This is a genomic window from Glycomyces sp. NPDC021274, assembly GCF_040641195.1.
Classification (GTDB): domain Bacteria; phylum Actinomycetota; class Actinomycetes; order Mycobacteriales; family Micromonosporaceae; genus Glycomyces.
The window spans coordinates 465,514-491,508 of the sequence record NZ_JBFADC010000003.1 but is presented as its reverse complement, the minus strand read 5'-3'; the positions used below and the strand labels follow the sequence as shown (position 1 = coordinate 491,508).

The window sequence follows — 25,995 nt, the reverse complement described above, 5'->3', positions numbered from 1 at the left end:
CTCACTGCGTCGCCTTCATGCCGAGCATCCGGGCCGCGGCCATCGCCGCGCCGAACCCGTTGTCGATGTTGACCACCGTGACCCCCGGCGAGCAGGAGTTCAGCATCGTCAGCAGCGGCGCGAGCCCGCCGAACGCGGCCCCGTACCCGACCGAGGTCGGCACCGCGACCACCGGCGCGGACACCAGGCCCGCCACGACTGACGGCAGCGCGCCGTCCATGCCCGCCACCACGATCACGCAGGCCGCCTCCCGCAGCTCGCCGACCTTGTCGAGCAGCCGGTGCAGCCCGGCGACGCCCACGTCGGCGACGAGCCGCGTGTCGATGCCGTTGGCGCGGGCCACGATCTGGGCTTCCAGCGCCACCGGCAGGTCGGAGGTCCCGGCGCACACCACCGCGAGCAGCCCGGTCTCGGCGTCGGGGAAGTCGCCGACCGCGCATACTCCGCTCTCGACCAGCACGTCCTCGTCGAAGGCCTCCCGGACCGCGGCGACGCACGCGTCGTCGCAGCGGGTCGCCACCGCGACGCGTCCCGGGTGCGCTTCGCGCAGGGCGGTGAGCGCCCCGACGACCTGCTCGGGCGTCTTGCCCGCCGCGTACACGGCCTCGGCGGTGCCGGTCCGGGCCGGGCGGCCGGTGTCGATCTTGGCCCAGCCGAGGTCGCGGTAGCCCTCGCCGACCGGGGCGAACGCAGGCGCTGAGGCGGGATCGCCGCCGTCGGGGGACGCCTTCGGGGCCGGGGACGCAGGCCCTTCAGCGGACGCTTGCGGAGCCGTGGATTCTGGCCCCACGGCGAACGCTTGCGGAGCCGTAGATTCTGGATCGTGTCGCACGCGTCCATCCTCCCTCCCGCGCCGCACCCGCCGCCACCGGAATGGTGCCCGTCCCACCGCTGGGACCCGCGCCGACCGGTGCCGCGGGATCCCGCGTTCGCCAAGGCCACGGCCCCCACCGGAACCCGGCCCGTCCAGCGGCAGCGACCCTCACCGACCGGCACCCCGACACCCAGCCGTTCACCGAAGGCACGCCGAACCGGGGACGTTCATCACCGTCTCCCCAGCCGGACACCGTGAAGCGGGCGCGGCGTCGGGCCCCTCGTCTATCGTCAAGGGGTGTCCCAGCCGCTGATCGCCGCCCATCGAGGCGCGAACGAGTTCCTTCCGGAGCACTCAATCGCCGCGTTTCGGCAGGCGATCGTCGAGGGCGCGGACGGGTTCGAGTTCGACATCCGCCTCACCGCCGACGGCCAGCTCGTGCTCCACCACGACCGCACCGTCAAACGCACCGCCGGCGCCAAGGGCGCCGTGGCGGATCTCACTCTCGAGCAGTTGCGGGGGCTGAACTTCGCCCACCTGTTCCCCGACTGCGCCGGCAACCCCGAGGCCGAGCGCATCCCGACCCTCGAGGAGCTCTTCGGCCTCGTCGTCGACTCCGGCAAAGACCTCAAACTGTTCATCGAGGCCAAGCACCCCTCGAAGTTCGGGCCCCGCCTCGAGATGCGCCTGTGGGAGACGCTGCGGCGATGGCCCGGGCTCGACGCCACCGTCATGTCCTTCTCCCGCGCCGCCCTCAAGACCTGGCGCGGCCTCGACACCGACACGCCGCTCGTCTGGATCTTCGAGTACCCGTTCCGGCGCCCGCCCGAAGGCGTCCAGGTGCTCAGTTCAAGGGTCGACTACCTCGATTCGACCCCCGAATTCGTCGAACGCAGCCACGCGGCCGGCTACGAGGTGTACACCTGGACGGTCAACGACGCCGACACCGCACACCGCATGGCGGGACTCGAGGTCGACGTCATGTTCACCGACCGTCCGGCCGCGATTCGGCAGACCCTCGCGGGCTGAAGCGCCCCTGCCCGACGGACTCAGGGTCCGCCGGTAATGCTGGCGTCATGCCTTTGCAACAGGTAGGTTGCTGTATAGCCTCCCCCACGGCACGGAGGCAGGAAGGGGACCGCGATGCCCGCTGCGATACCGGCACCAGAGCGGCTGCGCGTCCCCCACCAGTCCGGGGCGGCGAGCCAGGTCCGCCGGTGGCTGCGCGAAGCGCTCCCCGATCTTCCCGAAGAGGTCCGCGACGACCTCCTCGTGTGCGCGACCGAACTGGTCTCCAACGCCGTCCGGCACGCCCGCCCGCTTCCGGGCGGGGACGTGTGCGTGAGCTTCGAGCTCGGCCCGTCCGACGTCGAGGTCCGCGTCATCGACGGCGGCTCCCGCACCCACCCGCACGTGTGCGCGGTCAACCTCGACTCGGCCCACGGCCGCGGCATGTTCATCGTGTCCAAACTGTCCGCCGACTGGGGCGCCCGCTCCCTCGGCGACGGCACCCAAGAGGTCTGGGCCCGCATCCCGGTGCGCTGAACGCGTACGGCGCGAACCGCGATGTCGGACCCGCAAGGCACCCTTGTGACCGGGGCCCGCGCCGCAACGCACTCACCACAGCACAGCCGACTTCGGTAGCGGCGGCCGTCCAGGCGCGCTCGCCCCGCCCCCGTACGCTGTCCGGGTGTCCAACCGTCCGCTCTTCATCGACCTCGCCTTCTACGGCGTGGCCGCGCTCTTCGCGGGCGCCACCGCGCTGTGGACGACGCTCGACTCGCACGCCCAGTGGGGCGCGATCGCGTTCGGCGGCTACCTGCCCGCGGCGATCTGCGCCGTGATCCTGCTGGCCCAGCCCGGTCCCGTGTGGCGCCGCCGGGCCTTCATCGCGGTCGGCGCCGCCCTCGCCGTCACCGCGATCCCCTTGGTGTTCATGGCGATCGACCGGGCCGCGGGAGTCAGCGGCCGGGCGCAGGAAGAGGTCCTCGTCGTCGAGGCCTCCGGCGCGCGCCTCCTCGACACCGGCAGCCCCTACCTGCACGCGGACGCGATCAGCGCCCTCCCCGAGCCGCTCCTGGGCTACAACCCGTACCAGCCGGGCATGGCCTTCTTCGGCATCCCCGCCGCGCTCTTCGGCGAGCACTGGTGGACCGACGCCCGCATCTACTTCCTGCTCGCCGCCGTCGCTTGCGCGATCGGCGCGGTCCGGCTCCTGCGCGGCGGCCCCGGCAGCGCCCTCAACCCCACGGGCGCCGGCAAGGGCCCGCTGCTGCGCGCCATGCAGGCCACGTTCGTGTTCCCTGTGTGCGCCTTGACGTTCGCGACCGGCGGCGACGACATGCCCGTCGTCGCCCTCATCGTCCTCGCGCTCGCCTTCGCCCACCGCGAACGCCCGCTCGCCGCGGGCCTGGCGATCGGCGCGGCCGCCGCGCTCAAACTCTTCGCGTGGCCCGCCGCCGTCGTGATCGCGTTCCTGATGCTGCGCAACAGCGGCACCCGCGTCGATCAGTCTCGGCGAAGCTTGCGAGCCGTAGACATGCGCAGTTACCTCGCGGGCTTCGCCGTCCCCGTCGCGGTCACGATGCTCCCGGTCCTGGCCGTGGACGCCCGCGGGTTCTTCGACAACGTGGTCGCGTTCGGCCTCGGCCACGGCGTGGTCACCTCGCCCGCGCAGTCCCCGCTGCCGGGATTCCTTGTCGCCCAGCACGTCCCGAGCGGCGACCTCATCGCCCCGATGCTGCTCGGGCTCGCCGCGCTGGTGATCGCGGGGCTGCTGTGGACGCGCCCGCCGGTGACGGCTGCGTCGGCGGCGCTGTGGTGCGCGGCGGGGCTCTCGGCGGCGTTCCTGCTCATGCCGTCGACCCGTTTCGGGTACCTGCTGTACCCGGTGGTGCTGCTCGGGTGGTGGCTGCCGCTGCGCGACGCCGTGGCGGGCACCGTGACCGGGACGCTGTTCCAGGGCCTGGCGCAGGACGACGAGGCGGTCGACGAACTCGAGGAGGAGACCGGCCTCGGCCCGTCCATGGCGGTCGAATGGTGGCGCTGACGTTCTCAAGGCGCTGAGGTGCGGCGGTGCCGCGGGGCCGCTCTTCGGCGGAACCGCAAGGGGCCGAGCCGGAGTGTACGGTGACGGGCATGCAACTCACCTGCCCCAAGTGTGCTGCCCTCATGCGCCAGTACGAGCGCAACGGCATCGTCGTCGACCAGTGCTCGGCCTGCCGCGCGGTCCTGCTCGACCGCGGCGAACTCGAGCACCTCATCGACACCGAGAAGTGGGTCAACGGCGCCCAGGAGGGCGCTGCGACGGCCCCGATGCCGCAGTACGCGAACGGCGAGGCCCCGCAGGTGCGCGAGCGCCGGACGCTCCTGCGCATCCTCTTCGGCGACTAGGGCCTTACACGGCCATGTCGACGAAGCGCGAGAGGTGCAGCTGGGCCGCGACGGTGATCGTGTCCGTCGCGCCGTTGCGGTGCTTGGCGACGATGAAGTCGGCTTCGCCCGCGCGCGGCGACTCCTTGTCGTAGTAGTCCTCGCGGTGCAGCAGGATCACGACGTCGGCGTCCTGCTCGAGCGAACCGGACTCACGCAGGTCGGAGAGCTGCGGGCGCTTGTCGGTGCGCTGCTCGGGTCCGCGGTTGAGCTGCGCGACCGCGATCACCGGGCACTGCACTTCCTTGGCCAGGAGCTTGAGCCCGCGGCTGATCTCCGAGACCTCCTGCTGGCGCGACTCGGTCTTCTTCGGCGAGGTCATGAGCTGCAGGTAGTCGACCACGATGAGCTTGAGGTCGTGGCGCTGCTTGAGCCGCCGGGCCTTGGCCCGGATCTCCATCATGGTCATCGAGGCCGTGTCGTCCACGAACAGCGGCGCTTCGGAGATGTCGCCCATGCGCTTGGCCAGGCGCGTCCAGTCGTCGTCGCTCAGGTCGCCCGAGCGCAGGACGTGCATCGGCACCCGCGTCTCCGCGCTCAGGAGGCGCATGACGATCTCGAGCTTGCTCATTTCGAGGCTGAACAGGGCCGCGGCATGCCGGTGGTGGAGCGACGCGTGCCGCATGAAGTCCATTGCGGCCGTTGACTTTCCGGCGCCGGGACGCCCGGCGACGATGATGAGCTGGCCGGCCTGCAGGCCCGAGAGGAGCCGGTCGAGGTCGGCGAAGCCGGTCGGGATGCCGGTCATGAGGCCCTGGCTCGCGCCGATCGCCTCGATCTCGTCCATCGCGGGCTGGAGGAGGTCGGAGAGGACCGCGAAGTCCTCGCTCTGCCGGTTGTCGGTGACCTCGTAGACGGCCTGCTGGGCGAGGTCGACGAGGTCGTCGATGTCGCGCCCGCCCTGGCCGCCGCCGTAGCCGTACTGGACGACCTTGGTGCCGGCCTCGATGAGGCGGCGCAGGATCGCCTTCTCCTTGACGATCTTCGCGTAGTACCCGGCGTTCGCGGCCGTGGGCACGGCGTTGAGCAGGTCGTGGAGGTAGGGGCCGCCGCCGATCTTGGCGAGGTCGCCGGTGTCGGCGAGGGCGGCGGCGATCGTGACGGCGTCGGCGGGCTCGCCGTTGCCGAACTTGTCGATGATCGCGTCGAAGACCATGCCGTGCTTGGGCTGGTAGAAGTCGCCCGGGCCGAGCACCTCGATGACGTCGGCGATCGCATCCTTGCTCATGAGCATGCCGCCGAGGACCGACATCTCGGCCTGGTGGTCCTGGGGCGGGGTGCGCTCGAAGGCGCGGGCGGAACCGCGGCCACCGCCTCCGTTGCCGCTGAACGGGTCTTCGGGCGGCGTGTCGAAATAGGAGTTGCCGGAGCCGTTCGCTCCCCGCGAGTAGACGTCTTCCGCCGACACGTCGGTCATGCCGTCCACCCCCTCGGTCACCGTGCGTTCATGGAGAATGTACCGCCTGCATACGACAGATCGGCGGCGTCAACGACGCTATGTCGCGCCGGGCACGGTTGCAAACGGGCCTGTGGACAACCCTGTGGACAAAGCTGTGGATAACCTGTGGATAACCGCGTCCGGCCTGTGGACAACCTGTGGACAATAACGTGACGGGGCCTCGAATCGCGGCGTTCACCTGTGGCGACGCTGTCCACCGCCTGTGGATGGAGATTCGTTCGTGCCAACTTGCGGCTAAGGTGAGGGGCGACCCCGGCACGGATCAGAGGAGCGAGACCCCCATGAACGCCCCCCGGCAACCCGAGCGCAGGCCCCGGCTCGACTCCGAAGGCGACGACCGCCCGGGGGAGCGGGCGTTCACCCCGACGTTGCTCGTGACGCTCGCCTGGTACGCGGTGCCGATGGTGGTCTACCTGGCCTGGGTGCTCTGGCAGCCGCCGGTGGACGCGACGTGCGCCGCGGAAGGGTGCACGGTGGGCGGGCGGCTCTCGGCGGCGATCGCGGGCGGCTGGGCGTGGACGCTCTCGGCGCTCACGGCGAGCCTGCTGGTGGCGGTGCTCCTGCGCCTGCCGCGCGCGGGCTGGCGCGCGGGCGTGGCCGGCACGGCGGCGGCGATCCTCGGCGCGGGCCTGGTGACGGTGGTGCTGCGAACGGCCGGCTGGGTGATCTGAGCGGGCCGCGGCGCGGCCGCCGGCCGCGAGGCCGTACGGGTGGCCCCGGGTACCCGCCCGTTCCCACCTTCACCACTACCAGTGAAAAGGACACCCTCCCATACGGGTACGACAAAGGCCCGCCACCTGCGGAAACAGGTGCGGGCCTTTGCTGCTTGCGGGTCCTACTTCTTGCGGCGCTTGGCCGGCGTGACCTGAAGCTTGAACTTCGCGGTCACCTCCGGGTGCAGCTTGACCGCGACGTCGTAGGTGCCGACCGACTTGATCGCGGCGGGCAGCTCGACGCGGCGGCGGTCGATCTTCGGACCCCCGGCCTCGTCGACGGCCTTCACCACGTCGACCGCGGAGATCGAACCGAAGAGCCGGTCCCCGTCGCCCGTGCGGGCGACGATGTGGGCGTCGGTCTTCTTCAGCTGCTCAGCCACGGCGCGAGCCTGGTCGAGGTCGTGGATCTGGCGGGCCGCACGGGCGCGCTGGATCGCGTCGACTTCCTTCTGACCGCCCTTGGTCCAGGCGATCGCCAGGCCCTGCGGCAGGAGGTAGTTGCGGCCGTAGCCGTTCTTCACCTCGACCACATCGCCGGCCGAGCCGAGGTTGGGCACCTCATGAGTCAGGATGATCTTCATGTTGCGCTCCTTCCTTAGCGGGTCTGGCTGGTGTACGGAAGCAGAGCCATTTCGCGGGCGTTCTTGACGGCCGCGGCGATCTGGCGCTGCTGCTGGGTGGTCACGCCGGTGACCCGGCGGGCACGGATCTTGCCGCGGTCGGAGATGAACTTCCGCAGCAGCGCCGTGTCCTTGTAGTCGATGTACTCGATACCCTCTTTGTCAATCGGGTTCGGCTTCTTCTTCGGCTTCCGCAGGGGAGCCGATTTCGGGTTGGCCATGTTGTGTCTTGCCTCTTACTCGAGATCGTTACCGGACTGCCGGGGCAGTGCCGATTAGAACGGCGGGTCCTCGTCGAAGCCTCCACCGCCGGCGGAAGCGCCGGCAGGGGCGGCTGAGGCCCAAGGGTCGTCAGGTGCGGAGCCGCCACCGGTGTTGCCGCCGCCCCCGAAGGAACGACCGCCACCGCCGCCGGAACCGCTGCCGGACTTGTTGAGCTTCGCTGTGGAAAAACGCAGCGAGGGGCCGACTTCCTCGACGTCGAGCTCGTACACAGTGCGCTTCTCGCCCTCGCGGGTCTCGTAGCTGCGCTGCTTGAGCCTGCCCTGCACGATCACGCGGGTACCGCGCGACAGGGTCTCGGCGACGTTCTCGGCGTACTGGCGCCACACACTGCAGGTGAGGAACAGGGCCTCACCGTCTTTCCACGCGTTCGACTCCTTGTCGAACGTGCGCGGGGTCGATGCGATTCGGAACTTCGCGACGGCGGCACCGGACGGCGTGTAACGCAGTTCGGGGTCGTCGACGAGGTTGCCGATAACCGTGATGACTGTCTCTCCTGCCATGACCTCTTCTCCCTAAGGTCTCGCAGTTACAGGGTCGGGTTACCGAAGCTCCGGTCGCAGCACCTTGGCACGCAGCACCGACTCGTTGAGTCGCAGCTGACGGTCCATCTCAGCGACGGGACCGGGCTCGGACTGCAGGTCGATGACGGCGTAGACGCCCTCGTTGCTCTTGTTGATCTCGTAGGCGAGACGGCGCCGGCCCCAGACGTCGATCTTGTCGACGGTTCCCCCGGCGTCCTTGACGCCCTTCAGGAACTTGTCCAGTGTCGGGCTGACCTGGGCTTCCTCGATGTTCGGTTCGAGGATCACCATGAGTTCGTAATGCCGCAAGATAGCTCCACCTCCTTTGGTCTCAAACGGCTGCGGTCTCTCCGCAGCAGGAGGAATCACTTGCGCGTGCCGCGCCTTCCCGAAACCGGGCCGGTGCGGACAACCGGGCAATCGTACCTGCTTACAGGCGGTGCGCCTGCAGCGCGCCGCCTGGGTGTGACGCTACCGGCCGGGTACGACATTCGGGCCGCCGACACCGGAACCGCCGCGCGGATCCAGGCCCGGGCGCCGACTGAGCTTCGCCTCACACACGGACCGGACACCGTGCGCGCTAAGTTGGAACGCGTGACATCGGAGTTCCGCTACACCGACCTGCTTCCCGTCGGCCCCGACACCACCGAGTACCGCCTGCTCACCAAGGACGGGGTGAACACGGTCGAGGCCGCCGGGCGGCGCTTCCTCACCGTAGAGCCCGAGGTCCTGACGCAGCTGGCAACTGAGGCTGTCAAAGACATCTCCCACTACCTGCGCCCCGCCCACCTCGCGCAGCTCCGCTCCATCCTCGACGACCCCGAGGCCAGCGGCAACGACCGGTTCGTGGCGATGGACCTGCTCAAGAACGCCAACATCGCCTCAGGCATGGTCCTGCCGATGTGCCAGGACACCGGCACCGCCATCGTCATGGGCAAGCGCGGACGCCACGTCCTCACCGACGGCCGCGACGAGGAGCACCTCTCCCGCGGCGTCTGGCAGGCCTACCACGACCTCAACCTCCGGTACAGCCAGATGGCGCCGCTGACCATGTGGGACGAGAAGAACACCGGCTCGAACCTGCCCGCGCAGATCGAGCTGTACGCCGAGGGCGACGACGCGTACAAGCTCATGTTCATCGCCAAGGGCGGCGGCAGCGCCAACAAGTCCTTCCTGTTCCAGGAGACCAAGGCGATCCTCAACCCCGACGCCATGATGCGGTTCCTCGAGGAGAAGCTGCGGGCCATCGGCACCGCCGCCTGCCCCCCGTACCACCTGGCGATCGTCATCGGCGGCACCAGCGCCGAGTTCGCGGTCAAGACCGCGAAGTACGCCTCCACGAAGTACCTCGACACGATGCCCACGCAAGGCTCGCCCCTCGGCCACGGCTTCCGCGACGTCGAACTCGAGCAGCAGGTCCTCGAACTGACCCGCCAGTTCGGCATCGGCGCCCAGTTCGGCGGCAAGTACTTCTGCCACGACGTGCGCGTCATCCGCCTCCCGCGCCACGGCGCCTCGCTGCCCGTGGCCCTCAGCGTCTCCTGCTCGGCCGACCGCCAGGCCATGGCCAAGATCACCGCCGAAGGCGTGTTCCTCGAACAGCTCGAGACCGACCCGAGCCGGTACGTCCCCGACGTGCAGGAGGACGACCTCGCCGAGGACGTCGTGCGCATCGACCTGAACCGGCCCATGAGCGAGATCCGCGCCGAACTCTCCAAGCACCCGGTGAAGACCCGCGTCTCGCTCACCGGCACGCTCGTGGTCGCCCGCGACATCGCCCACGCCAAGATCAAGGAGCGCCTCGACGCCGGCGAGCCCATGCCGCAGTACCTGCGCGACCACGCCGTCTACTACGCGGGCCCGGCCAAGACCCCCGAGGGCTACGCCTCCGGCTCCTTCGGCCCGACCACCGCCGGGCGCATGGACACCTACGTCGAGCAGTTCCAGGCCGCCGGCGGCTCGTTCGTCATGCTCGCCAAAGGCAACCGCTCCGACCAGGTCACGAACGCCTGCAAGGCCCACGGCGGCTTCTACCTCGGCTCCATCGGCGGCCCCGCCGCGAAGCTCGCCCAGGACAACATCAAGTCGATGGAGGTCCTGGAATACCCCGAGCTGGGCATGGAGGCGGTCTGGAAGATCGAGGTCGAGGACTTCCCGGCGTTCATCGTCGTGGACGACAAGGGCAACGACTTCTACGCCGAGACCCGCAAGCCCGTGCTCACGGTCGGCCGCAAACCCAAGCTGACGGTCGCGTAGCGACCCGGTCGTGCCGCCCAGCGGCGGCACGACCGGCGTATACTCGGAGGTACAGTGCGGCAGCTTCTCTGCCGCCTGTCCCTTGAGGAGCAGTGAGGCCGATGGGCCCTCCACCCCCTGTGGACCCGCGGATCCTCAGAACCCACGCCGTCAACCTGGAGCTTCTCGGCTCTCGTCTCGAATCGGTCGGATACGTGAGCGCTGAAGCGGCCGTGCGAGAAAGCGTGTTCGGCGATCTGTGCGCCCCGATCGCGGCGCTCATCGAAGACCGGCACCGCGACCAGGACGAGCTGACCGCGCGCTTCCCCGAGAGCCTCGAGGCCGCGACGCGCAAGCTCCACCGCATGGCGGACGGCAAGCGGAACGGCAACCGGGAACGCCGCGCCGACTACTGGGCGTCCGCCGGCCGCGGCAAGCGCCGCAAGGCCACCGGGGCCGGCACCGGGCCGCGACCGGGCCGGACCGGTGATTTCGACGCGCTGGTCCTGAAGTTCCGGGAGCGGACCTGGCTCGACGACCGGCTCTCCCGGCGCGGCGACGGCGCCGTCAAGAGCCCCGCCGCCACGCCGTCCTGGGACGGGGCGAACCCGGTGTCGCCACTGGCCGACCCGCTCCGGTCGCTCGTCGACCGGATGGACGTCGACCGCGAGGCCGCTGCCGCCGCAGCACGCCGCTGGGCGCTGATCGCGGCCGAGCTGCGGGAGATCGCCGCCGACCTCGAGTGGAGCCTCGAAGCGGACCTCGAGGGATGGCGGGGCCCCGACCACGTCGCCTACCAGGAGCTGATGGCGCGCAACGTCAACGGGATCACGGCGGTCGCGACGTCCGCCGCGGTGCTGGGCCACGCGATCGAGGGTGCCGCGAGCGCGGTGCGATCGGCGCGCGAAGCGGTGGCCGGTCTTGCCGACCGGCTGGCGGCCGTCGGCCGCGAAGCCGTCCCGTGGTCCGCGCAGCGGGTCCTCGGCCTGTTCCGGACCGCGTTCGCGATCTGGGTGTTCGTCCTCGCCTACGTGCGGGCCCTGGCGCGGAGCATGTCGCGACTGGGGACCATGCTGGGCGACCGGCGGCCGGGGGCACGTCTCGCATCGGAGCCGTAGGCTCCACGAGATGCACTCCCCTCCCCGCCAGGAACGCCCGATGAACGACCCGCGGCTGCGCGCCCTCGCCGAGCGCGCCGAGATGCGCGAGCAACCGCCTGCCCGGATCGACTGGGCGCAGGTCGCCGCCGAGATGGGCGCCGAACCGCCCGCCGACTACCGCGAGCTCGTCGACCGCTTCGGCGTCGGCTCGTTCGACCACTACTTCGACCTGTACGGGCCCGGCGATCCCCACTACCCGCTCGGCGACGGCTACGACTGGGACGAGTACTTCAAGGACGATTGGCGCCTGCAGCCCGAGCTCGCGCCGCAGCGGGCGGGCGCGAGCGAGGCCACTGCGGTCCGCTGGGGCGGCACCGAGGACGCCCACATCGTGTTCTGGCTCGTCGAGCCCGACCGCGACCCCGCCGAGTGGCTCATCGGCCTGCAGGGCCACGACGGGATCGAGTGCGAGTTCTTCGAGCTGACCACGGTCGCGTTCCTGCTCGCCTACGCGAACGGGACGCTGGAGAGCGCGCTGCTGCGGCCGTGGGACCCGGCCGAGTCGTTCGCCTACCGCCGCTACGAGGAGATCCGCAACTCGTGAGCAACGCATCGATCCGAGTCCGAAACGGGGGTTTCGCCCGGATCGATGCGAGCGGCTGGTTTTTCTCACCGGTCGGTCCGCCGCGCTGTGAGCAGTGTTGAGACTTGCGGGGATTCGTCCATTTTCGGTAATGGGAGGCGGCGCGCGGGAACGGTCCCACAGGGCGGCAAAAGCGCAGCTAAGCCGCATTCGGGGAGCATCGCGGGGCCACTGAGGACGCCTCGGTCCGGTTAGGATTCGCGAGACCGTACTGGTCAGTACAACACCCCTCATCTCTGGAATCCCCATGATCGAGCACTTCTCCTACGGCTACCTCACCCTCCCGATCGCGTTCCTGGTGTCCATGACCGGATCCGCCCTCGGCCTGCTCATGGCCCGGCACGCCCGCAGGCAGGAGCGGCCCGGACACCGGGCCCTGTGGCTCGCGGTGGCCGCGTTCGCGATCGGCGGCACCGGCATCTGGGTCATGCACTTCGTCGCAATGCTCGGATTCGCCGTCGAGGACGCGGAGCTGCGCTACGACCCCGCGCTGACCGCCTTGAGCGCCCTGGTCGCCGTCGCGGTCGTCGCCTGCGGCCTCCTCGTGATCGGCCTCGGCCGGTACTCGACGCTGAAGCTCGCGGTCGCCGGCCTGTTCACGGGCGCGGGCGTCGCGGCCATGCACTACCTCGGGATGGCCGCGGTCAGCGCCGACGTCGTGCTCACCCACCGGCCCGGGTACGTGGCCGCGGCCGTCGCGATCGCCGTCGTCGCGGCCACCACCGCGCTGTGGCTCTCGTGGCGGCTCGAGCGCGCCGCCTCGATCTGGCTGGCCGCGGTCGTGATGGCCCTCGCAGTGAACCTCATGCACTACACGGCGATGTTCGGCGTGGCCACCGCCGGGGAATCGACCGCGGAGGCCCACGGCGTCCACTCGATGGACCTCGTCTTCCCGATGGCGACGCTCACCGCGATCGTGATGCTGATCCTCGTCTACGCCGTCGTCATCGTCCCCACCGACGCCGAGATGCGCACCGAAGCCCGTATGACCTCACTGGAGGGCCAGCTGCGTCAGCCGACCGACAGCCGCTGACGCGGCGCAGGCCGCCCGGTGTGCGAGCGCGGAGACGCGCCGCCGCTCGCCTTAACCCGTTGCCGTGCGCGTTCCTCGAGCCGATACTTCGGGGATGCGGACCGACTACATCGAAGCCGAGCTCGCCCGGCTGCACGCCGAGCGGGACTTCTCCGGCACCGTGCTCATCACCAGGGCGGGCCGCACGGTCCTCGAATCCCATGCCGGCCTGGCCGACCGCGCGGCGGGCGTCCCGGTCGGCCCCCGGACGCGCTTCGCGACCGGGTCGGTGACCAAGCTGTTCACCGCCGTCGCGGTCCTGTCCCTCATCGCCGAGGGGCTGCTGGAACTCGATGCCCCGGTGGCCGCGATCCTGCCGCCTGAGCGGCGCCCCACCAGCCTTCGCGAGGACGTGACCGTCCGCCACCTGCTCGCGCACACCTCCGGCATCGCCGACTACTTCGAGGAGGCGACCGCCACCGACGACTGGGCCGCCGAGTTCGCGGCGCTGTGGACCGAGCGCCCCGTCTACCTGGTGCGCGGCCCGGCCGACTACCTGCCGATGTTCAAGGACCTCCCGCCCTACCGCGCCCCCGGCGAGCGGTTCCAGTACTCGAACGCGGGCTACATCCTGCTGGGCCTGGTCATCGAGGAGGCGACCGGGACCGGCTACGCCGAGGCGATGGACGCGCGGGTGTTCGCTCCGGCCGGGATGAGCGGCAGCGGCTTCTTCGCCGCCGACGAGGTGCGCCCCGACGTCGCCACCGGCTACCTGCGGCCCGACAAGCCGGGGGAGCCGTGGCGGACCAACGTCTTCAGCGTCCCGATCGTCGGTGGCGCCGACGGCGGCGCGTTCGCCTCCGCCGCCGACCTCGACCGGTTCCTCACCCTGTACGCCGCGGGTGAACTCGTGAAGCCGCCGCTGCTCGCCGAGGCGCTGCGCCCGTACGGCCGCATCGGCGACGGCGAGCACATGGGTCTCGGCGTCTACCTGCGCGGCGAGGGGCCGACCCGCGCGATCGGCTCCGAAGGCGGCGACCCGGGTGCCGAGGCGCACCTCGGCCACTATCCGGAGCTCGGCGTCAACACCGTAGTCCTCTCCAATGTGAACGGGTCGGCGTGGACGCTCGAGAAGACCGTCCGCGAGGCCGTCACCGCCTGAAACGGGGCGGTTCGCAGCGCCCGCCCTCGCCGCACTGCAGCGCGGCGAGGGCGGACTTGCTCAGGGCCCGAAGGCGCTATCCGACAGTGCTCTTATCCGACAGTGTTGGCGAAGTGGTAGCCGTTCGTGGCGTCCCAGTTGATCGACCAGGTCATGGCGCCCCCGATGCCCGGGTAGGCCTGGTCGGGCACGAAGTTCCCGCAGCCCTGGAGGGTCTCCAGGCAGCGGATCGCGTCGCTGACCATCGCCGGGTTCACGTACCCCGACCCGGCGGCGCTCGGCACGGCCGGCAGGCCGAGCCCGATCTGGTCCGGGTCGAGCCCGGCCTCCAGTTGGATGCAGGCCAGCGCGGTGAGGAAGTCGATGTCGCCTTGGGCGTACACCTGGCCGTCGCATCCGAGCATCGAGCCCGAGTTGTAGTACTGCATGTTGACGATCGTCAGGATGTCCTTGGTGTTGACCGCGAGCCGCGCGTAGCTGCCCTGGGCGGACTGGAAGTCGATCGTCTGCGGTGCCATCGTGTACGTGAAGCCCGGCTTCGACGCGCTGATGGAGCGCAGTGCCGTCTCCATGGGCCCGGGGTTGATGCCGTGCTCGAGGTCGATGTCGACGCCGTTGAAGCCGTACTCGTTCATGAGCCCGACGATCGAGCTCGCGAACGCCGCTGCGGTGGTGCCGTCGTTGACGGTGACGGTGCCCCGTTCGCCGCCCACCGAGATGATGACGTCGCGGCCCTGCGCTTTGATCGCGGCGATGTCGGCTTTGAACTCGGCCTCGGTGTACCCGGCGTTCGTGAGGCTCGAGTCGAGTGCGAAGTCGACCTGGCCCGGCGTGGCCGTGGACTCGGCGAAGGCCACCGCGATGATGTCGTACGCGGCGGGGACCTCGTTCAGCTCCATGACGCCCGAGCCGTTGTCGAAGTTGTGCCAATAACCGGTGAGCAGGTTGTCGCCCTGGCCGGGGCCGCCGGTGGGCGGGTCGGTGGGCGGGTCGGTGGGCGTACCGGTGGTGGGCGGGGTGGTCGGTTCGCCGCCGTCGCAGGCGCCGAGGTCCTGCCAGACGCCCCATTGGCCGGTGGTGCCGGGGGTCTCGCCGGTGGTCCACCACTTGGCGCGGTATTCGCGGCCGGCGTGGCTGACCTGGTCGCCGCCGACGTAGATCGCGTCGGACTGCCAGGCCGCGCCGACGCAGGCGACTTGGGCGGATGCGCTGCCGGCGAGCGCCATGGGGACGGCGGCGCCGGCCACCGCGAGGGCGGTGGCGGCAACGATGACTGCTCTTCGATTGCGTCTCAAGGGACCTCCAAATATAAAGATTCCTAAATATATGTTCCTCATCGTGTCCGGGCGCGGGCCGCTTGTCAAGACGGCCGGGGCAGAAAAAATCCGACTCGCCCGGTTTGCGAGGTCCCTTGGCAAGGCCCGCAATCGAACAAGTCGGATACTTTCCTATTTGGATGTCGACGACTACGCGGCCCTTCGGCGGCGCTCCCGCGCGGGCCGTTCGGCGAGGCGGCGTTCGCGCCTGCCTCGTGCCAGCTCCGTCTCGAGGGCGTCGAGCGGGCCGGCGAAGCCGTCCGCGAACCGGTCCAGCCAGGCCCGGACCGCCGCGAGGCCGTCGGCGTCGACGCCGTAGATGCGCCTGGTGCCCTCGGCGCGGACGGTCACGAGCCCGGCCTCGCGCAGCGCCTTCAAGTGCTGGGAGACCGCCGGCTGCGAGATCCCGAACGCCGTGCCGACGATCTCGGCGACCGCCCCGGCCGGGCGCTCGCCCTCGCCGAGGAGTTCCATGATCCGGCGGCGCATCGGGTCGCCGAGGGCGTTGAAGGCGGCCTCGACCGGTCCGCCGGTGCCCGGTGCGTTCACGCTTCCGGCTGCGGCGGGACCGTGTAGAACGCGACGACGGCGTCGACGGCGGCCTTCGCCTCGTCAGGGTCGTCGCCGTCGGCGATCGCGGCCGCGCCCCAGGCGTCGCCGAGGCGGCGCGCGTAGTCGGCGCCTTCGGGGCTGGTCATCCACTGCTCCCACTCGTCGGGGTCGAGTGAATCGTCGGTCTCGAGGTAGTAGCCGAAGCTGTGCAGGAGCCCGTCCCAGCCGATGCCGACCGCGCCGGGCCCGTACTGGGCCCACATGGCGGGGTCGACCGGGGCCTCGTGGACGAGTTCGAGCACGGTGCCGCCGCCGTCCTCGCTCAGGCGCACCTCGAGCCAGGACATGCCGCCGCCGAACTCCCAGGTGACGGCGAGCAGTTCGGGGGCGTCGCAGCGTTCGATCGATCCGCCTGCCTGCGCCTCGAACTGGTACCGGCCGCCCACTTCGAGGTCGCCGCTGACCGGCTGGAACCAGCGCGGGAGCCGTTCGCGGCTGGTGAGCGCGTCCCAGACGTCGGCCCGGGTGGAGCGGTAGGCGCGGCGCGCGACGAGGACCTTCGTCGCGGTGCCGTTCCGCTCGCCGGTGCGGATCTCGCGGGCCACCATTCCGGCCGACGCGATCGGGTCTTTGGGGTCGGACATGTCGCCTCCTAATATAAGTTGCAACTTATATTAGGAGGGCGCGACCGGTTTCGTCAACGGAACCGCGAAAATCAGTGCTCGACGTAGCTGAGCAGGTCCTGCCGGGTCAGCACGCCGACCGGCTTGCCCTCGGCGAAGACCATGAGCGCGTCCCGGTCGTGCAGGGCCGCGACGGCCCGCTCGACCTGCTCGCCCGAGCCGATCGTCGGCAGCGGGTCGCCGATGTGCCTCTCGAGCGGGTCGTGCAGCGTCGCCCGCCCCGAGAACAGGGCGTCCATGAGGTCCCGCTCGGCGACCGCCCCGGCCACCTCGCCGCTGGTCACCGGCGGCTCCGCCTTGAGCACCGGCATCTGGCTGACCCCGAACTGGCGCATGATGTCGATCGCCTCGCGCACCGTGTCCTGCGGGTGCACGTGGACCAGCTCGGGGATCTCCGCGCCCTTGCTCGCCAGCACCTCGCCCACAGTGGTCTCGCCCGAGCCGCCCATGAACCCGTACTCGGTCATCCACGCGTCGTTGAAGATCTTCGAGAGGTACCCGCGCCCGCCGTCGGGCAGGATCACCACGATCACGTCCTCGGGCTTCGCGTCGCGGGCGACCTCGAGCGCACCGACCACGGCCATGCCCGCCGACCCGCCCACGAGCAGGCCCTCCTCGCGGGCCAGGCGTCGCGTCATCGCGAACGACTCGGCGTCGGTGACCTCCACGATCCGGTCGGGCAGGCCCTGGTCGTAGTTCGCGGGCCAGAAGTCCTCGCCCACGCCCTCGACCAGGTACGGCCGCCCCGTGCCGCCCGAGTACACCGAGCCCTCCGGGTCGGCGCCCACGACCTGCACCTTCCCGCCCGAGACCTCCTTGAGGTACTTGCCGATCCCGGTGATCGTGCCGCCCGTGCCGACCCCGGCGACGAGGTGCGTGATCCGCCCGTCCGTCTGCTTCCACAGCTCCGGCCCGGTCTGGTGGTAGTGCGAGGCCGGGTTCGCCGGGTTCGAGTACTGGTCGGGCTTCCAAGCCCCCTCGATCTCGTTGATCAGGCGGTCGGAGACCTTGTAGTAGGAGCGGGGGTCCTCCGGGTCGACCGCGGTCGGGCACACGACGACCTCCGCGCCGTACGCCTTGAGCACGTTCCGCTTGTCCTCGGAGACCTTGTCAGGGCACACGAACACGCACTTGTAGCCGCGCTGCTGCGCCACCATCGCCAAACCCACGCCGGTGTTGCCGCTGGTCGGCTCTACGATGGTGCCGCCGGGCTTGAGCGCGCCGGAGGCCTCGGCCTCGTCGATCATGCGCTGGGCGATGCGGTCCTTGATGGACCCGCCGGGATTCAGATACTCGACCTTCGCGAGCACGGTCGCGGCGACGCCGTCGGTGACGGAGCCGAGCCGCACCAGCGGGGTGTTGCCGATGAGGTCGAGGACCGATTCGTAGTACTGCATGCCCACAGCCTAGGCCCGTCGCGTGTGCGAGGGTCGCAGCCCAGGCCGGGGAGGTGCGCTACGAGGTGAAGTCGAACTCGCCGTCTTTCGCTCCGGCGAGGAACGCCTCCCATTCGGCGCGGGTGTAGACGATGACCGAGCCTTCGGGGTGGTGGGAGTGGCGCACCGCGACCCGGCCGGAGCCATCAGCGAGCGGCCCGGCCTCAACGCACTGGCCGCCGTTGTTGGTGCTGCGAGTGCTGACCTTCCAGCGGATACCGGCCAGTTCCTCGCTCGAAAGCTCCTGCCTGGTGCCGGTCGTCATTGCTAGGTCTCCTTCAAAACTGCCTTGATCAGGGCATTTGATCGCTCTGGGGTGAGCGCGGCTCTCTTCAAATCCTCCCACGCGCGCTCGAAGCGCTCGACCCGAGGTGCTTCGAGGTAAAGCCCTCCGCCCAGCGATTCGACATAGGCGACGCTTGACAACTCATAGGGCATGGAGAACAGCGTGAAGCTGCCGAGGTGGCCGGAGTGAGGTCCGTGAGCAGTTGGCATGATGCGTAGCTCGACGTGGTCGCGTTGGCCGACTTCGAGCAGGTGCTCGAGCTGTTCCCGCATGACTTTGGCGCTGCCCATAGGGCGGTGAAGCACATGTTCCTCCAGCACCGCCGAGAAGGGTGTCGGGCCCTCGCCGGTCAGGACCCGCTGACGTTCCACGCGAAGGTCGAGCCATCGGGCGATCTGCTCAGCGGTCGCGGACTCCTTCTCCGCGTTGTAGATGACGGCCTCGGCATAGCCGGTGGTCTGAAGGAGACCGTGCAGGACAAGCGCCTGATATTCGTTGATCTGCACTGCTCGTGATTCGAGCCAGGGCACATTGATGAAGTCCTTGCCGAAATCGTCTCGGTGGGTGTCCCACCAGTCGGTTCGCCAGATGTCGTCGCAAAGCTGCATCACTCCGGCCCGGAACGATTCATCGGACACGCCGTAGAAGGTCAGAAGCGCGATGACGTCGCTGCGGCGGATCGTGTACTCGCCGTTCTCATATCGGCTGAGGACAGTGCCGTCGCGCTGGATGAAGTCGGCTGCTTCTGACAGGTTGCAGCCTTTGGTCTTTCGAAGATCACGGAGGATCTTGCCGAGCCACTGCGAGCGCAGGCTCGGTTCGGGCTTGGGCCTCTTCGCCATGGTTGCTCCCGTTGTCGGGTTCCCGACCGAATCGACACTCTTTCAAGTGCACAAACTTGTGCATTCGCTTGATGTGTGCAAGGATATCAAACGGGTATGAGAGGTCGGTCACGGGATTCTGGTGACAGGGTTCGCGGGGGCGGACATTTCATGTCCATCAGTTGAGCCGACCGGGGCGGGAAACCTGGCTACCAACCTGCACCCGCCCCGGTCTTGAGACATCGGAGGTACAACCGTGTCTGGACCCATTGTCGCCCAAACAGCCGACGAACCCAACTTCGAGCCGCCGACCGATCCGCAGTCGTTCACGATCCGCTGCGCCGAGTGCGCCGACGAACTCGGCGCCCACCTGCCGCACTGCCCCGGCGTCCTCGCTGCGGGTTACGACACTGCCGGATACGGGGCCTTCTCCGGCACGGTCTTCCCCGAACCCGGAGGGACCTTCGGCAAGCACCAGAGCGCCTTCAGCGCCCTCCGCTTCTACTCCCGCTGGGGTCCAGTCGAACTCCACCTCCAAGACGGCCGGGTGATCGGGTTCGATGAGCTCGACTGATACCGCCGCGATGATCAAGGTCAACCAGGCCTTCGTCTTCGCGCTCGACCCGACACCAGCCCAGGCGAAGTCGCTGCGCTCGCACTGCGGTGCGCAGCGCTTCGCCTACAACTGGGCGATAGCAGCGGCGAAAGCGAACCTGAACCAGCGCGAGGCCGAGCGCTCATACGACATCGCGGAAGCCGATCTGACAGCATCGCTCTCATGGAGCGCCTACGACCTGCGCCGCTCCTGGAACAGGGTCAAGGTCGTGACTGCGCCGTGGTGGGCGGAGAACTCGAAGGAGGCATACTCCTCCGGCATCGCGAATGCTGCTGCAGCCCTGCGGAACTGGCGCGAGAGTCGCGATGTCAGGCGAGCCGGACCGAAGGTTCGCTTTCCTCGCCTCCACTCGAAGCGACGTCGTCTCTCATGTCGATTCACCACCGGCGTCATCCGGATCGAGTCCGACCGCCGACATGTCACCTTGCCTCGGCTCGGCACGATCCGGCTGCACGAGAACGCCCGCAAACTCGCGCGGCACCTCGACCGGGGCACCGGCAGGATCCTGGAGGCGACGGTCTCGTACCACCGAGGCCGTTGGAGGGTCGCATTCTCATGCGAGATCAGACGGGCACTCCGACCTGTCCGGAACCCCGCAGCGGTCGTCGGTGTGGACCTGGGGCTCAAGGCGCTCGCGGTCCTCTCCACCGGCGAGTCGGTGCCGAACCCGAAGCACCTCAAGAAATCGGAGCGGCGGCTCAGACTCCGTTCTCGACGGGCGTCTCGCCGTCGCGGTCCTGACCGGCGCACGGGTCAGCCCCCGTCCAACCGCTGGAGGCGGGCCAACGAGTCCAGGAACCGCGCGCTGCACAAGGTGACGAACACCCGTGAGACGGCACTGCACCAGCTCACCCGGCGTCTGTCCACGGAATACGGCACCTTGGTGATCGAGGACCTCAACGTCGCGGGCATGATGAAACGCCGGAGCTTCGCCAAGGCCATCGGCGACGCGTCGTTCGGAACATTCCGGCGCATGCTCACCTACAAGACCGGATGGTCGGGGGCCGAACTGGTCGTGGCCGACCGATGGTTCCCCTCGTCGAAGACCTGCAGCGCCTGCGGAGCGGTGAAAGCCAAGCTTCCTCTGCGGGCCAGGGTCTTCCATTGTGAGGCATGTTGTCTAGAGATCGACCGCGACCGCAACGCAGCGGTCAACCTCGCCAAACTCGCCGATCGGCGAGCGCACAGTACCGGGAATGGCTCGGAAACTGGCTTCGCGCAACGCGAAGCGAACGGACGTGGAGACCTCGCAAGACCCGCGCTCGCGCGGGCCGAGGTCGATGAATCGTCAATCTCGCGGGGTGCTATCGCACCTGGTGAGAACTGTTCGCCGGTGACGGCGGGCTCAGATACTGTGGCCGAGTCGTATCGCAGCATTTGAATGGAGACACAAGGCATGAGCACCGCCGACATCGGCGTGGTCGGGCTGGCCGTTATGGGTTCCAACCTGGCACGCAATTTTGCCCGCCACGGATTCACCGTCGCCGTCTACAACCGCACGCACGCCAAGACCACTGAGCTGATCGAGGCCCACGGCGATGAAGGCGACTTCGTCCCCTCCGAAGCGCTCGCCGACTTCGTGGCCTCCCTCAAGCGCCCCCGCAAGGCCATGATCATGGTCCAGGCCGGCAACGCGACCGACGCCGTCATCGACCAGCTCGCCGCCCTCATGGAGCCCGGCGACATGATCATCGACGGCGGCAACGCCCACTTCGAGAACACCCGCCGCCGCGAGGCGGCCCTGCGCGAGAAGGGCCTCCACTTCGTCGGCACCGGCGTCTCCGGCGGCGAAGAGGGCGCACTCCTGGGCCCGGCGATCATGCCGGGCGGCTCCGAGGAGTCCTACGAGTCCCTCGGCCCGATCCTCGAGGCCATCAGCGCCAAGGCCCCCGACGGCACCCCGTGCTGCTCCCGCCTCGGCCCCGACGGCGCCGGCCACTTCGTCAAGATGGTGCACAACGGCATCGAGTACTCCGACATGCAGCTCATCGGCGAGGCCTACGACCTGCTCCGCCGCGGCGTCGGCATCGAACCGGCCGACCTCGCCAAGACCTTCTCCGAGTGGAACGCCGGCGAACTCGACTCCTACCTCATCGAGGTCACCGCCGAAGTCCTCGGCCACGTCGACGCCGCCACCGGCAAGCCCCTGGTCGACGTCATCGTCGACCAGGCCGGCCAGAAGGGCACCGGCCGCTGGACCGTCCAGATCGCCCTCGACCTGGGCGTCCCGGTCACCGGCATCGCCGAAGCCACCTTCGCCCGCGCGCTCTCCAGCGGCACCAAGCAGCGCGAAGGCGCCGTCGACGTGCTCACCGGCCCGACCTCCAAAGTGGACTTCCCGGCGGACTTCGTCGAGGACGTCCGCCAGGCGCTCTACGCCTCCAAGATCGTCGCGTACGCGCAGGGCTTCGACCAGATCGCCGCCGCCAGCGCCGAATACGACTGGGGCATCGACCTCGGCTCGTGCTCGGCCCTGTGGCGCGCGGGCTGCATCATCCGGGCGCGCTTCCTCGACCGCATCACCGAGGCCTGGCGCTCGAACCCGGAGCTGCCGACGCTGCTGGCGGCGCCGGAGTTCACGAAGATCGTGACGGACGCGCAGGACGCATGGCGGCGGGTCGTCTCGACGGCGGCGCTCGCGGGCATCCCGACGCCGGGCTTCTCGTCGGCGCTGGCGTACTACGACGGGCTGCGTTCGCGCCGCCTGCCGGCGGCGCTGATCCAGGGCCAGCGGGACTTCTTCGGGGCGCACACGTACAAGCGGGTGGACCGCGAGGGCACGTTCCACACCGACTGGTCGGGCGACCGTTCGGAGATCCAGCTCTAGGCTCGTTGCTCGACGGCGCCGCCCCCGCTCGAAGCGAGCGGGGGCGGCGCCGTTTCGATTGCGGCACTCGCTGCCGTTCGGCGAGCGGGAACTGGTCGAGACGACCGCTGAAGACGAGCGGATGTTCCTGCAGCCGTACATTTCCGGTGACCGAGCCGGGTCACTCCGGGTCGAGGAACACCGGGCCCTGGGAGCCGCCGAGGTCGACCGGCCCGGCCAGGACGTCGCCGTCGCGCAGGCGCTTGACCAGCGCCACGAGCCGGTCGGGTTCGAGCATCCCGTCGGTGGACCCGCACCGGTCGATCGGCAGCCAGTCGAAGCCCAGGGTCAGCTCGTACCCGGCACCGGCGGTCATGCGCGGTGCGAAACGCTCGACGCGGTGGAAGAAGTACCAGTTCTGCTGCACCAGCAGCCGGTCGTGCGGGAAGGAGACGTACACGCCGAAGGCGACAGGGCCGTGGAGGGCCGTGCGGTCGATCGTGTACCCGGTCTCCTCGTAGACCTCCCGGATCGCGGCCGCGGCGAGGTCTTCGCCGGCTTCGACGCCGCCGCCCGGCGTGTACCAGCGCACGACGCCGTCGCGGCAGCGGTTGCCGCCCATGTGGAGCACGGTGTCGTCGGGGGCGAGCAGGACGACGCGGGCGGAGGTGCGGAACGCGGCGCCGGTCGCCGCTTCGATGCTCACTGGACCGACGTGTCCGCGGTGCGGCTGCCCGCGGCCTCGAGCCGGACCGGGGAGGCGGGGAGATCGCCGCCGAGGAGGCGCTTGATGAGGTGGAGCAGCGGCTCGAACGGCTGGTCGAAGCCCGCCCCGGCGAGGTCGTCGACGGTGAACCACCGGAACTCGAGGTCCTGCTCGTAGGCGTCGCCGCCGGTGACGCGCGGCGTAAAGCGCTCGACGCGGGTGAAGAACAGGTAGTTGTCCTGGGTGAACACCACGCCGTCGCGGGCGCGGCTGAAGGACCGGCGCGCCACCGGGCCCACGAGGTCGCCGGGGGCGGCGTGCAGGCCGGTCTCCTCGAACAGCTCGCGCACGGCCGCGTCCAGCGGGGTCTCGCCGGGGTCGATGCCGCCGCCGGGCAGGAACCAGCGGGCGGCGCGTTCGGGGGTCGCGGACCGGCCGATGAACAGGACCGCGTCCTGTTCGTCGATCACGATGCACCGTGCGCCGTAGCGGTCGATTCGGATGGGTTCGTTCGTCGCGCTCACCGGTCAAGTATGGGGGCACGCTCCGTAGCCGTCCACCCTCTATCGGGGTCCCACGTCCAAGCGCCCCATGGAATCTGCACGGGCGCAACGGGAGTCGCGCCGGCCAGGAGTCCCTTGAGCAGGTCCGCGAGCCTAGCGGGGAACACCAGCGGGTCGGCCGCCGCCAGTTCGGCGGGGGCGAGCCACCGCGCGGCCGTGAACTCGGCCCGCTCGACGTCCTCGAGCCCGTCGCGCACCGGCGCGAAATGCGGCACCCGCAGGAAGAAGTACGAGTCGCGGGAGTGGATCACCAGCTCCGGGCTGTCCGACCAGTCCCCTTCGGTCTCGGCGACGACCGGCCCGAGCACGCCCGGGTCGATCCGCAGCCCGGTCTCCTCGAACACCTCCCGGGCCGCGCCCTCGGCGAGCGTCTCGCCCGGCTCGAGCCCGCCGCCGGGCGTCACGTAGTACTCGACGCCCGGACCCATGTAGTCGCGGCTGTAGAACAGCAGCACCCGGTCGTCCTCGTCCACGAGCAGCACCCGCGCGCACCGGCGCCGGATCGCCTCGGCCTCTGGGGTGGTCATGGTCCGAGTATCCGGCGTCGGTCCCGCATCGGCCAACGGGAAGCGCTCGGTGTCACCCCGCCGGCCACGGAACGGCCCGCGGCGGGGTGTCGCCGCGGGCCCGGTTTCCTGGTTTTTTAGCTCAAGCGGTGGCCGGCGCCGCCCCGGTCTCGACCGGCCTGCGGTCCTCGAGCAGCTGCTTCGCCAACCGCCCCGAAGCCTCCGCCAGACCCATGATCATCAGCGCATTGATCGCGTGGAAGCCGAAGATGACCTGCCCCGGCGTCGTCCCCGCCACACTCACCAGCGCGATCAGCGACTGCAGCACCACCAGGCCGAACACGCCCGCCGCCAGGCCGACCAGCTTGCCGCCCGACCGCGTCAGCGCCGCGAACAGGATCCCCAGCAGCGCGACCACCGCGATGACCCGGCCGTTCATGATGTGCAGCGAGAACGACTCGTCCGGCGAACCGGTCCCGATCGACCCGTACCCGGCCAGGAAGAACTGGATGCCGATCAGTATGTGCAGGAGCATCACCCACACCCGGTAGAACCTAAGCATTGACACTCCTCTTCTCGATCTCGTCCTGGAGGGCGTCGACGCCCGTCATCGTGCCGTACGCCAGCAGGTGGACCACGCAGTGATCCGAGTGCTTCTCGCCCCGCCACGCCCCCACCCGGGTCTCGTCCACCGCGGCCGGCGCGAGCGCCGCCGCCACCGCGAGCCGGGCCCCGAGCGCCGGCCCTGGCTCCAGCCCCTCACCGCCCACCAGCTCCGGCAGGCCCTCGCCGACCGCATCGCCGCGCACCCCGACCGTGCGCGCCACGGCCTCGGCCGCATCACCGCCGAGCAGGCCCGGACCCGACGAGGCGTACGCCCGCAGCGTCCCGTACGCGAGCCCCACGGGCGAGCCCGCCGCCCACTCCGGCTCGCGCACCCGCAGACCCCGCGCCCAGCCCGGCCGCTCCTCCAGCAGCGCCAGGCTCGCGCCCGGCTCCAGGTCGGCCATGACGGCCGCCCGCAGCGTCCGCGACGCCACCGACCGGCCCAGCCTCGTCGCCGTCACCGGGTGCGGCGACTCGTTGTGCGCCAGCACCTGCACCAGCCGCGTGATGAACTCGAACACCAGCACCGTCCCGATGAACCGCGGCGCGGCCGACGCCTTGAAAGGCCCCTCCGGGCCCGGGTCGAGCGCCCACTCGGCCAGCGGCGCCCACGCCTTCGGCGGATTCCCGGCGCGCAGGCCCTCGGCCAGCACCGACTCGCCCAGCGCGTGCAGCAGCACCGTGTGCGCGTCCGTGCAGAACCGGCAGCCGTTGCGCACCGCGATCGAGGTCGCCACGACCTCCTTCGCGAGCCGCTCCTCCGGGCCGCCGACCATCAGCGACTCCCGCAGCAGCGACCACATCGCCGCGAGCAGCTCCGGTGCGGGCGAGAGCATCTGGAACGGCGCGCCGATCGCGCCGAGCTCGCGCTTCGCCTGCTCGTACACCTCGGCGACCAAGCCGTCCGCCTGTCTGGCGTCGACCGGGTCCACGTATCTGATCTGGGGCATGGGGTCCTCCTCGATTCGCTTCGCGCCGAACGGTTCTCACCACCGGCGCGTCATGCCTCCAGCCTCCCCGCCGCACGCCCCCGCCGCGTCGTCCCTGCGCTGGCTTTCCGCCCCGCGCCGAGCGCCGCATTCGCGGCCCCCGCGTACAC

29 protein-coding genes and 1 pseudogene are annotated in these 25,995 nt (G+C 70.0%); 13 read left to right on the top strand and 17 right to left on the bottom strand.

Annotated features, from left to right (window positions below; genetic code table 11):
* Position 1 precedes the first annotated feature (1 nt).
* On the bottom strand, positions 2-832 hold the full coding sequence (gene larB / locus AB0I03_RS09890) for a nickel pincer cofactor biosynthesis protein LarB (RefSeq protein WP_360409386.1): 831 nt from the start codon (positions 830-832) through the stop codon (positions 2-4).
* A 279-nt stretch (positions 833-1,111) separates the two neighbouring features.
* On the opposite strand from larB, the gene AB0I03_RS09885 reads away from it, so the two are divergent.
* The 4 genes and pseudogenes from AB0I03_RS09885 to AB0I03_RS09870 all read left to right on the top strand — a co-directional run.
* On the top strand, positions 1,112-1,843 hold the full coding sequence (locus tag AB0I03_RS09885; protein ID WP_360409383.1) for a glycerophosphodiester phosphodiesterase family protein: 732 nt from the start codon (positions 1,112-1,114) through the stop codon (positions 1,841-1,843).
* Between the two features lie 114 nt (positions 1,844-1,957).
* Entirely contained in the window at positions 1,958-2,359 is a 402-nt protein-coding gene (locus AB0I03_RS09880; RefSeq protein WP_360409380.1) for an ATP-binding protein, read from the top strand.
* A 145-nt stretch (positions 2,360-2,504) separates the two neighbouring features.
* The gene (locus AB0I03_RS09875) at positions 2,505-3,863 is read left to right on the top strand and encodes a glycosyltransferase 87 family protein (RefSeq protein WP_360409377.1); all 1,359 of its coding nucleotides are present in this window, start codon (positions 2,505-2,507) and stop codon (positions 3,861-3,863) included.
* Between the two features lie 89 nt (positions 3,864-3,952).
* Positions 3,953-4,087: pseudogene (locus tag AB0I03_RS09870) on the top strand (zf-TFIIB domain-containing protein); the annotation flags it as partial.
* Between the two features lie 124 nt (positions 4,088-4,211).
* Here AB0I03_RS09870 and dnaB read toward each other — a convergent pair.
* The gene (gene dnaB, locus AB0I03_RS09865; protein ID WP_360409374.1) at positions 4,212-5,663 is read right to left on the bottom strand and encodes a replicative DNA helicase; all 1,452 of its coding nucleotides are present in this window, start codon (positions 5,661-5,663) and stop codon (positions 4,212-4,214) included.
* Between the two features lie 323 nt (positions 5,664-5,986).
* Here dnaB and AB0I03_RS09860 point away from each other — a divergent pair, with 323 nt between their 5' ends.
* A complete protein-coding gene (locus AB0I03_RS09860) occupies positions 5,987-6,376 on the top strand; it encodes a hypothetical protein (RefSeq protein ID WP_360409371.1) in 390 nt (129 codons plus the stop codon).
* A gap of 164 nt (positions 6,377-6,540) precedes the next feature.
* Here the strand turns inward: AB0I03_RS09860 and rplI are convergent, their stop codons facing one another.
* From rplI to rpsF, 4 genes are read right to left on the bottom strand one after another with little or no spacing between them, the layout of a single operon-like run.
* On the bottom strand, positions 6,541-7,002 hold the full coding sequence (gene rplI / locus AB0I03_RS09855) for a 50S ribosomal protein L9 (protein ID WP_360409368.1): 462 nt from the start codon (positions 7,000-7,002) through the stop codon (positions 6,541-6,543).
* 14 nt (positions 7,003-7,016) lie between these two features.
* Complete coding sequence (gene rpsR / locus AB0I03_RS09850) at positions 7,017-7,262, bottom strand: 30S ribosomal protein S18 (RefSeq protein WP_270116456.1); 246 nt, start codon at positions 7,260-7,262, stop codon at positions 7,017-7,019.
* A 54-nt stretch (positions 7,263-7,316) separates the two neighbouring features.
* A complete protein-coding gene (locus AB0I03_RS09845) occupies positions 7,317-7,826 on the bottom strand; it encodes a single-stranded DNA-binding protein (protein ID WP_360409365.1) in 510 nt (169 codons plus the stop codon).
* A 39-nt stretch (positions 7,827-7,865) separates the two neighbouring features.
* The gene (rpsF, locus tag AB0I03_RS09840; protein ID WP_270116453.1) at positions 7,866-8,156 is read right to left on the bottom strand and encodes a 30S ribosomal protein S6; all 291 of its coding nucleotides are present in this window, start codon (positions 8,154-8,156) and stop codon (positions 7,866-7,868) included.
* Between the two features lie 285 nt (positions 8,157-8,441).
* Between rpsF and AB0I03_RS09835 the strand changes: the two genes are divergently transcribed.
* From AB0I03_RS09835 to AB0I03_RS09815, 5 genes are all read left to right on the top strand, one after another.
* Positions 8,442-10,103 carry a fumarate hydratase gene (locus AB0I03_RS09835; RefSeq protein ID WP_360409362.1) on the top strand — a complete coding sequence of 554 codons (1,662 nt, stop codon included), beginning with the start codon at positions 8,442-8,444 and terminating at the stop codon, positions 10,101-10,103.
* Positions 10,104-10,204: 101 nt separating this feature from the next.
* On the top strand, positions 10,205-11,200 hold the full coding sequence (locus tag AB0I03_RS09830; RefSeq protein WP_360409359.1) for a hypothetical protein: 996 nt from the start codon (positions 10,205-10,207) through the stop codon (positions 11,198-11,200).
* A 40-nt stretch (positions 11,201-11,240) separates the two neighbouring features.
* Entirely contained in the window at positions 11,241-11,786 is a 546-nt protein-coding gene (locus AB0I03_RS09825; RefSeq protein ID WP_360409356.1) for a hypothetical protein, read from the top strand.
* Positions 11,787-12,072: 286 nt separating this feature from the next.
* Positions 12,073-12,858 carry an MHYT domain-containing protein gene (locus AB0I03_RS09820; RefSeq protein ID WP_360409353.1) on the top strand — a complete coding sequence of 262 codons (786 nt, stop codon included), beginning with the start codon at positions 12,073-12,075 and terminating at the stop codon, positions 12,856-12,858.
* Between the two features lie 94 nt (positions 12,859-12,952).
* Positions 12,953-13,999, top strand: coding sequence for a serine hydrolase domain-containing protein (locus AB0I03_RS09815; protein WP_360409350.1), 1,047 nt, complete (start codon positions 12,953-12,955; stop codon positions 13,997-13,999).
* A 92-nt stretch (positions 14,000-14,091) separates the two neighbouring features.
* On the opposite strand, the gene AB0I03_RS09810 is transcribed toward AB0I03_RS09815, so the two are convergent.
* The 6 genes from AB0I03_RS09810 to AB0I03_RS09785 form a co-directional block, all read right to left on the bottom strand.
* Positions 14,092-15,294, bottom strand: a complete 1,203-nt coding sequence (locus tag AB0I03_RS09810) for a glycosyl hydrolase family 18 protein (protein WP_360409347.1) — start codon at positions 15,292-15,294, stop codon at positions 14,092-14,094.
* Between the two features lie 171 nt (positions 15,295-15,465).
* Positions 15,466-15,804, bottom strand: a complete 339-nt coding sequence (locus tag AB0I03_RS09805; protein ID WP_360409975.1) for a metalloregulator ArsR/SmtB family transcription factor — start codon at positions 15,802-15,804, stop codon at positions 15,466-15,468.
* Positions 15,805-15,860: 56 nt separating this feature from the next.
* Entirely contained in the window at positions 15,861-16,511 is a 651-nt protein-coding gene (locus tag AB0I03_RS09800) for an SRPBCC family protein (RefSeq protein WP_360409344.1), read from the bottom strand.
* A gap of 71 nt (positions 16,512-16,582) precedes the next feature.
* Positions 16,583-17,947: a cystathionine beta-synthase gene (locus tag AB0I03_RS09795; protein WP_360409341.1), complete on the bottom strand. Its 1,365-nt coding sequence runs from the start codon at positions 17,945-17,947 to the stop codon at positions 16,583-16,585.
* Between the two features lie 58 nt (positions 17,948-18,005).
* Complete coding sequence (locus AB0I03_RS09790; protein ID WP_360409338.1) at positions 18,006-18,251, bottom strand: DUF397 domain-containing protein; 246 nt, start codon at positions 18,249-18,251, stop codon at positions 18,006-18,008.
* A gap of 2 nt (positions 18,252-18,253) precedes the next feature.
* Positions 18,254-19,114 carry a helix-turn-helix transcriptional regulator gene (locus tag AB0I03_RS09785; protein WP_360409335.1) on the bottom strand — a complete coding sequence of 287 codons (861 nt, stop codon included), beginning with the start codon at positions 19,112-19,114 and terminating at the stop codon, positions 18,254-18,256.
* 235 nt (positions 19,115-19,349) lie between these two features.
* On the opposite strand from AB0I03_RS09785, the gene AB0I03_RS09780 reads away from it, so the two are divergent.
* The 3 genes from AB0I03_RS09780 to gndA are packed head-to-tail and all read left to right on the top strand — an operon-like array spanning position 19,350 to position 22,536.
* A complete protein-coding gene (locus AB0I03_RS09780; RefSeq protein ID WP_360409332.1) occupies positions 19,350-19,667 on the top strand; it encodes a hypothetical protein in 318 nt (105 codons plus the stop codon).
* 10 nt (positions 19,668-19,677) lie between these two features.
* Entirely contained in the window at positions 19,678-21,090 is a 1,413-nt protein-coding gene (tnpB, locus tag AB0I03_RS09775; protein ID WP_360409329.1) for an IS607 family element RNA-guided endonuclease TnpB, read from the top strand.
* A gap of 15 nt (positions 21,091-21,105) precedes the next feature.
* Positions 21,106-22,536: an NADP-dependent phosphogluconate dehydrogenase gene (gndA, locus tag AB0I03_RS09770; protein ID WP_360409326.1), complete on the top strand. Its 1,431-nt coding sequence runs from the start codon at positions 21,106-21,108 to the stop codon at positions 22,534-22,536.
* A gap of 160 nt (positions 22,537-22,696) precedes the next feature.
* Here gndA and AB0I03_RS09765 read toward each other — a convergent pair whose 3' ends face one another.
* The 5 genes from AB0I03_RS09765 to AB0I03_RS09745 form a co-directional block, all read right to left on the bottom strand.
* Positions 22,697-23,221, bottom strand: coding sequence for an NUDIX domain-containing protein (locus tag AB0I03_RS09765; RefSeq protein ID WP_360409323.1), 525 nt, complete (start codon positions 23,219-23,221; stop codon positions 22,697-22,699).
* Entirely contained in the window at positions 23,218-23,745 is a 528-nt protein-coding gene (locus AB0I03_RS09760) for an NUDIX domain-containing protein (RefSeq protein ID WP_360409320.1), read from the bottom strand. Before AB0I03_RS09760 ends, AB0I03_RS09765 begins: the two co-directional genes overlap by 4 nt.
* Entirely contained in the window at positions 23,742-24,311 is a 570-nt protein-coding gene (locus AB0I03_RS09755) for an NUDIX domain-containing protein (RefSeq protein WP_360409317.1), read from the bottom strand. The genes AB0I03_RS09760 and AB0I03_RS09755 overlap by 4 nt, the downstream gene beginning before the upstream one ends.
* A 121-nt stretch (positions 24,312-24,432) precedes the next feature.
* Positions 24,433-24,825 (bottom strand): DUF6220 domain-containing protein, encoded by a 393-nt coding sequence (locus AB0I03_RS09750; RefSeq protein ID WP_360409972.1) that lies wholly within the window; start codon positions 24,823-24,825, stop codon positions 24,433-24,435.
* Between the two features lie 19 nt (positions 24,826-24,844).
* Positions 24,845-25,846: a DNA-binding protein gene (locus AB0I03_RS09745; RefSeq protein ID WP_360409314.1), complete on the bottom strand. Its 1,002-nt coding sequence runs from the start codon at positions 25,844-25,846 to the stop codon at positions 24,845-24,847.
* Positions 25,847-25,995: the final 149 nt, after the last annotated feature.

Bases quoted from the DNA above. Each gene is read 5' to 3' on its own strand.
- AB0I03_RS09880 (WP_360409380.1), top strand. From the start codon at position 1,958: ATGCCCGCTGCGATACCGGCACCAGAGCGGCTGCGCGTCCCCCACCAG.
- dnaB (WP_360409374.1), bottom strand. From the start codon at position 5,663: ATGACCGACGTGTCGGCGGAAGACGTCTACTCGCGGGGAGCGAACGGC.
- AB0I03_RS09860 (WP_360409371.1), top strand. From the start codon at position 5,987: ATGAACGCCCCCCGGCAACCCGAGCGCAGGCCCCGGCTCGACTCCGAA.
- rplI (WP_360409368.1), bottom strand. From the start codon at position 7,002: ATGAAGATCATCCTGACTCATGAGGTGCCCAACCTCGGCTCGGCCGGC.
- rpsR (WP_270116456.1), bottom strand. From the start codon at position 7,262: ATGGCCAACCCGAAATCGGCTCCCCTGCGGAAGCCGAAGAAGAAGCCG.
- AB0I03_RS09845 (WP_360409365.1), bottom strand. From the start codon at position 7,826: ATGGCAGGAGAGACAGTCATCACGGTTATCGGCAACCTCGTCGACGAC.
- AB0I03_RS09830 (WP_360409359.1), top strand. From the start codon at position 10,205: ATGGGCCCTCCACCCCCTGTGGACCCGCGGATCCTCAGAACCCACGCC.
- AB0I03_RS09825 (WP_360409356.1), top strand. From the start codon at position 11,241: ATGAACGACCCGCGGCTGCGCGCCCTCGCCGAGCGCGCCGAGATGCGC.
- AB0I03_RS09820 (WP_360409353.1), top strand. From the start codon at position 12,073: ATGATCGAGCACTTCTCCTACGGCTACCTCACCCTCCCGATCGCGTTC.
- AB0I03_RS09815 (WP_360409350.1), top strand. From the start codon at position 12,953: ATGCGGACCGACTACATCGAAGCCGAGCTCGCCCGGCTGCACGCCGAG.
- AB0I03_RS09805 (WP_360409975.1), bottom strand. From the start codon at position 15,804: ATGCGCCGCCGGATCATGGAACTCCTCGGCGAGGGCGAGCGCCCGGCC.
- AB0I03_RS09800 (WP_360409344.1), bottom strand. From the start codon at position 16,511: ATGTCCGACCCCAAAGACCCGATCGCGTCGGCCGGAATGGTGGCCCGC.
- AB0I03_RS09795 (WP_360409341.1), bottom strand. From the start codon at position 17,947: ATGCAGTACTACGAATCGGTCCTCGACCTCATCGGCAACACCCCGCTG.
- AB0I03_RS09790 (WP_360409338.1), bottom strand. From the start codon at position 18,251: ATGACGACCGGCACCAGGCAGGAGCTTTCGAGCGAGGAACTGGCCGGT.
- AB0I03_RS09785 (WP_360409335.1), bottom strand. From the start codon at position 19,114: ATGGCGAAGAGGCCCAAGCCCGAACCGAGCCTGCGCTCGCAGTGGCTC.
- tnpB (WP_360409329.1), top strand. From the start codon at position 19,678: ATGATCAAGGTCAACCAGGCCTTCGTCTTCGCGCTCGACCCGACACCA.
- gndA (WP_360409326.1), top strand. From the start codon at position 21,106: ATGAGCACCGCCGACATCGGCGTGGTCGGGCTGGCCGTTATGGGTTCC.
- AB0I03_RS09755 (WP_360409317.1), bottom strand. From the start codon at position 24,311: ATGACCACCCCAGAGGCCGAGGCGATCCGGCGCCGGTGCGCGCGGGTG.
- AB0I03_RS09750 (WP_360409972.1), bottom strand. From the start codon at position 24,825: ATGCTCCTGCACATACTGATCGGCATCCAGTTCTTCCTGGCCGGGTAC.
- AB0I03_RS09745 (WP_360409314.1), bottom strand. From the start codon at position 25,846: ATGCCCCAGATCAGATACGTGGACCCGGTCGACGCCAGACAGGCGGAC.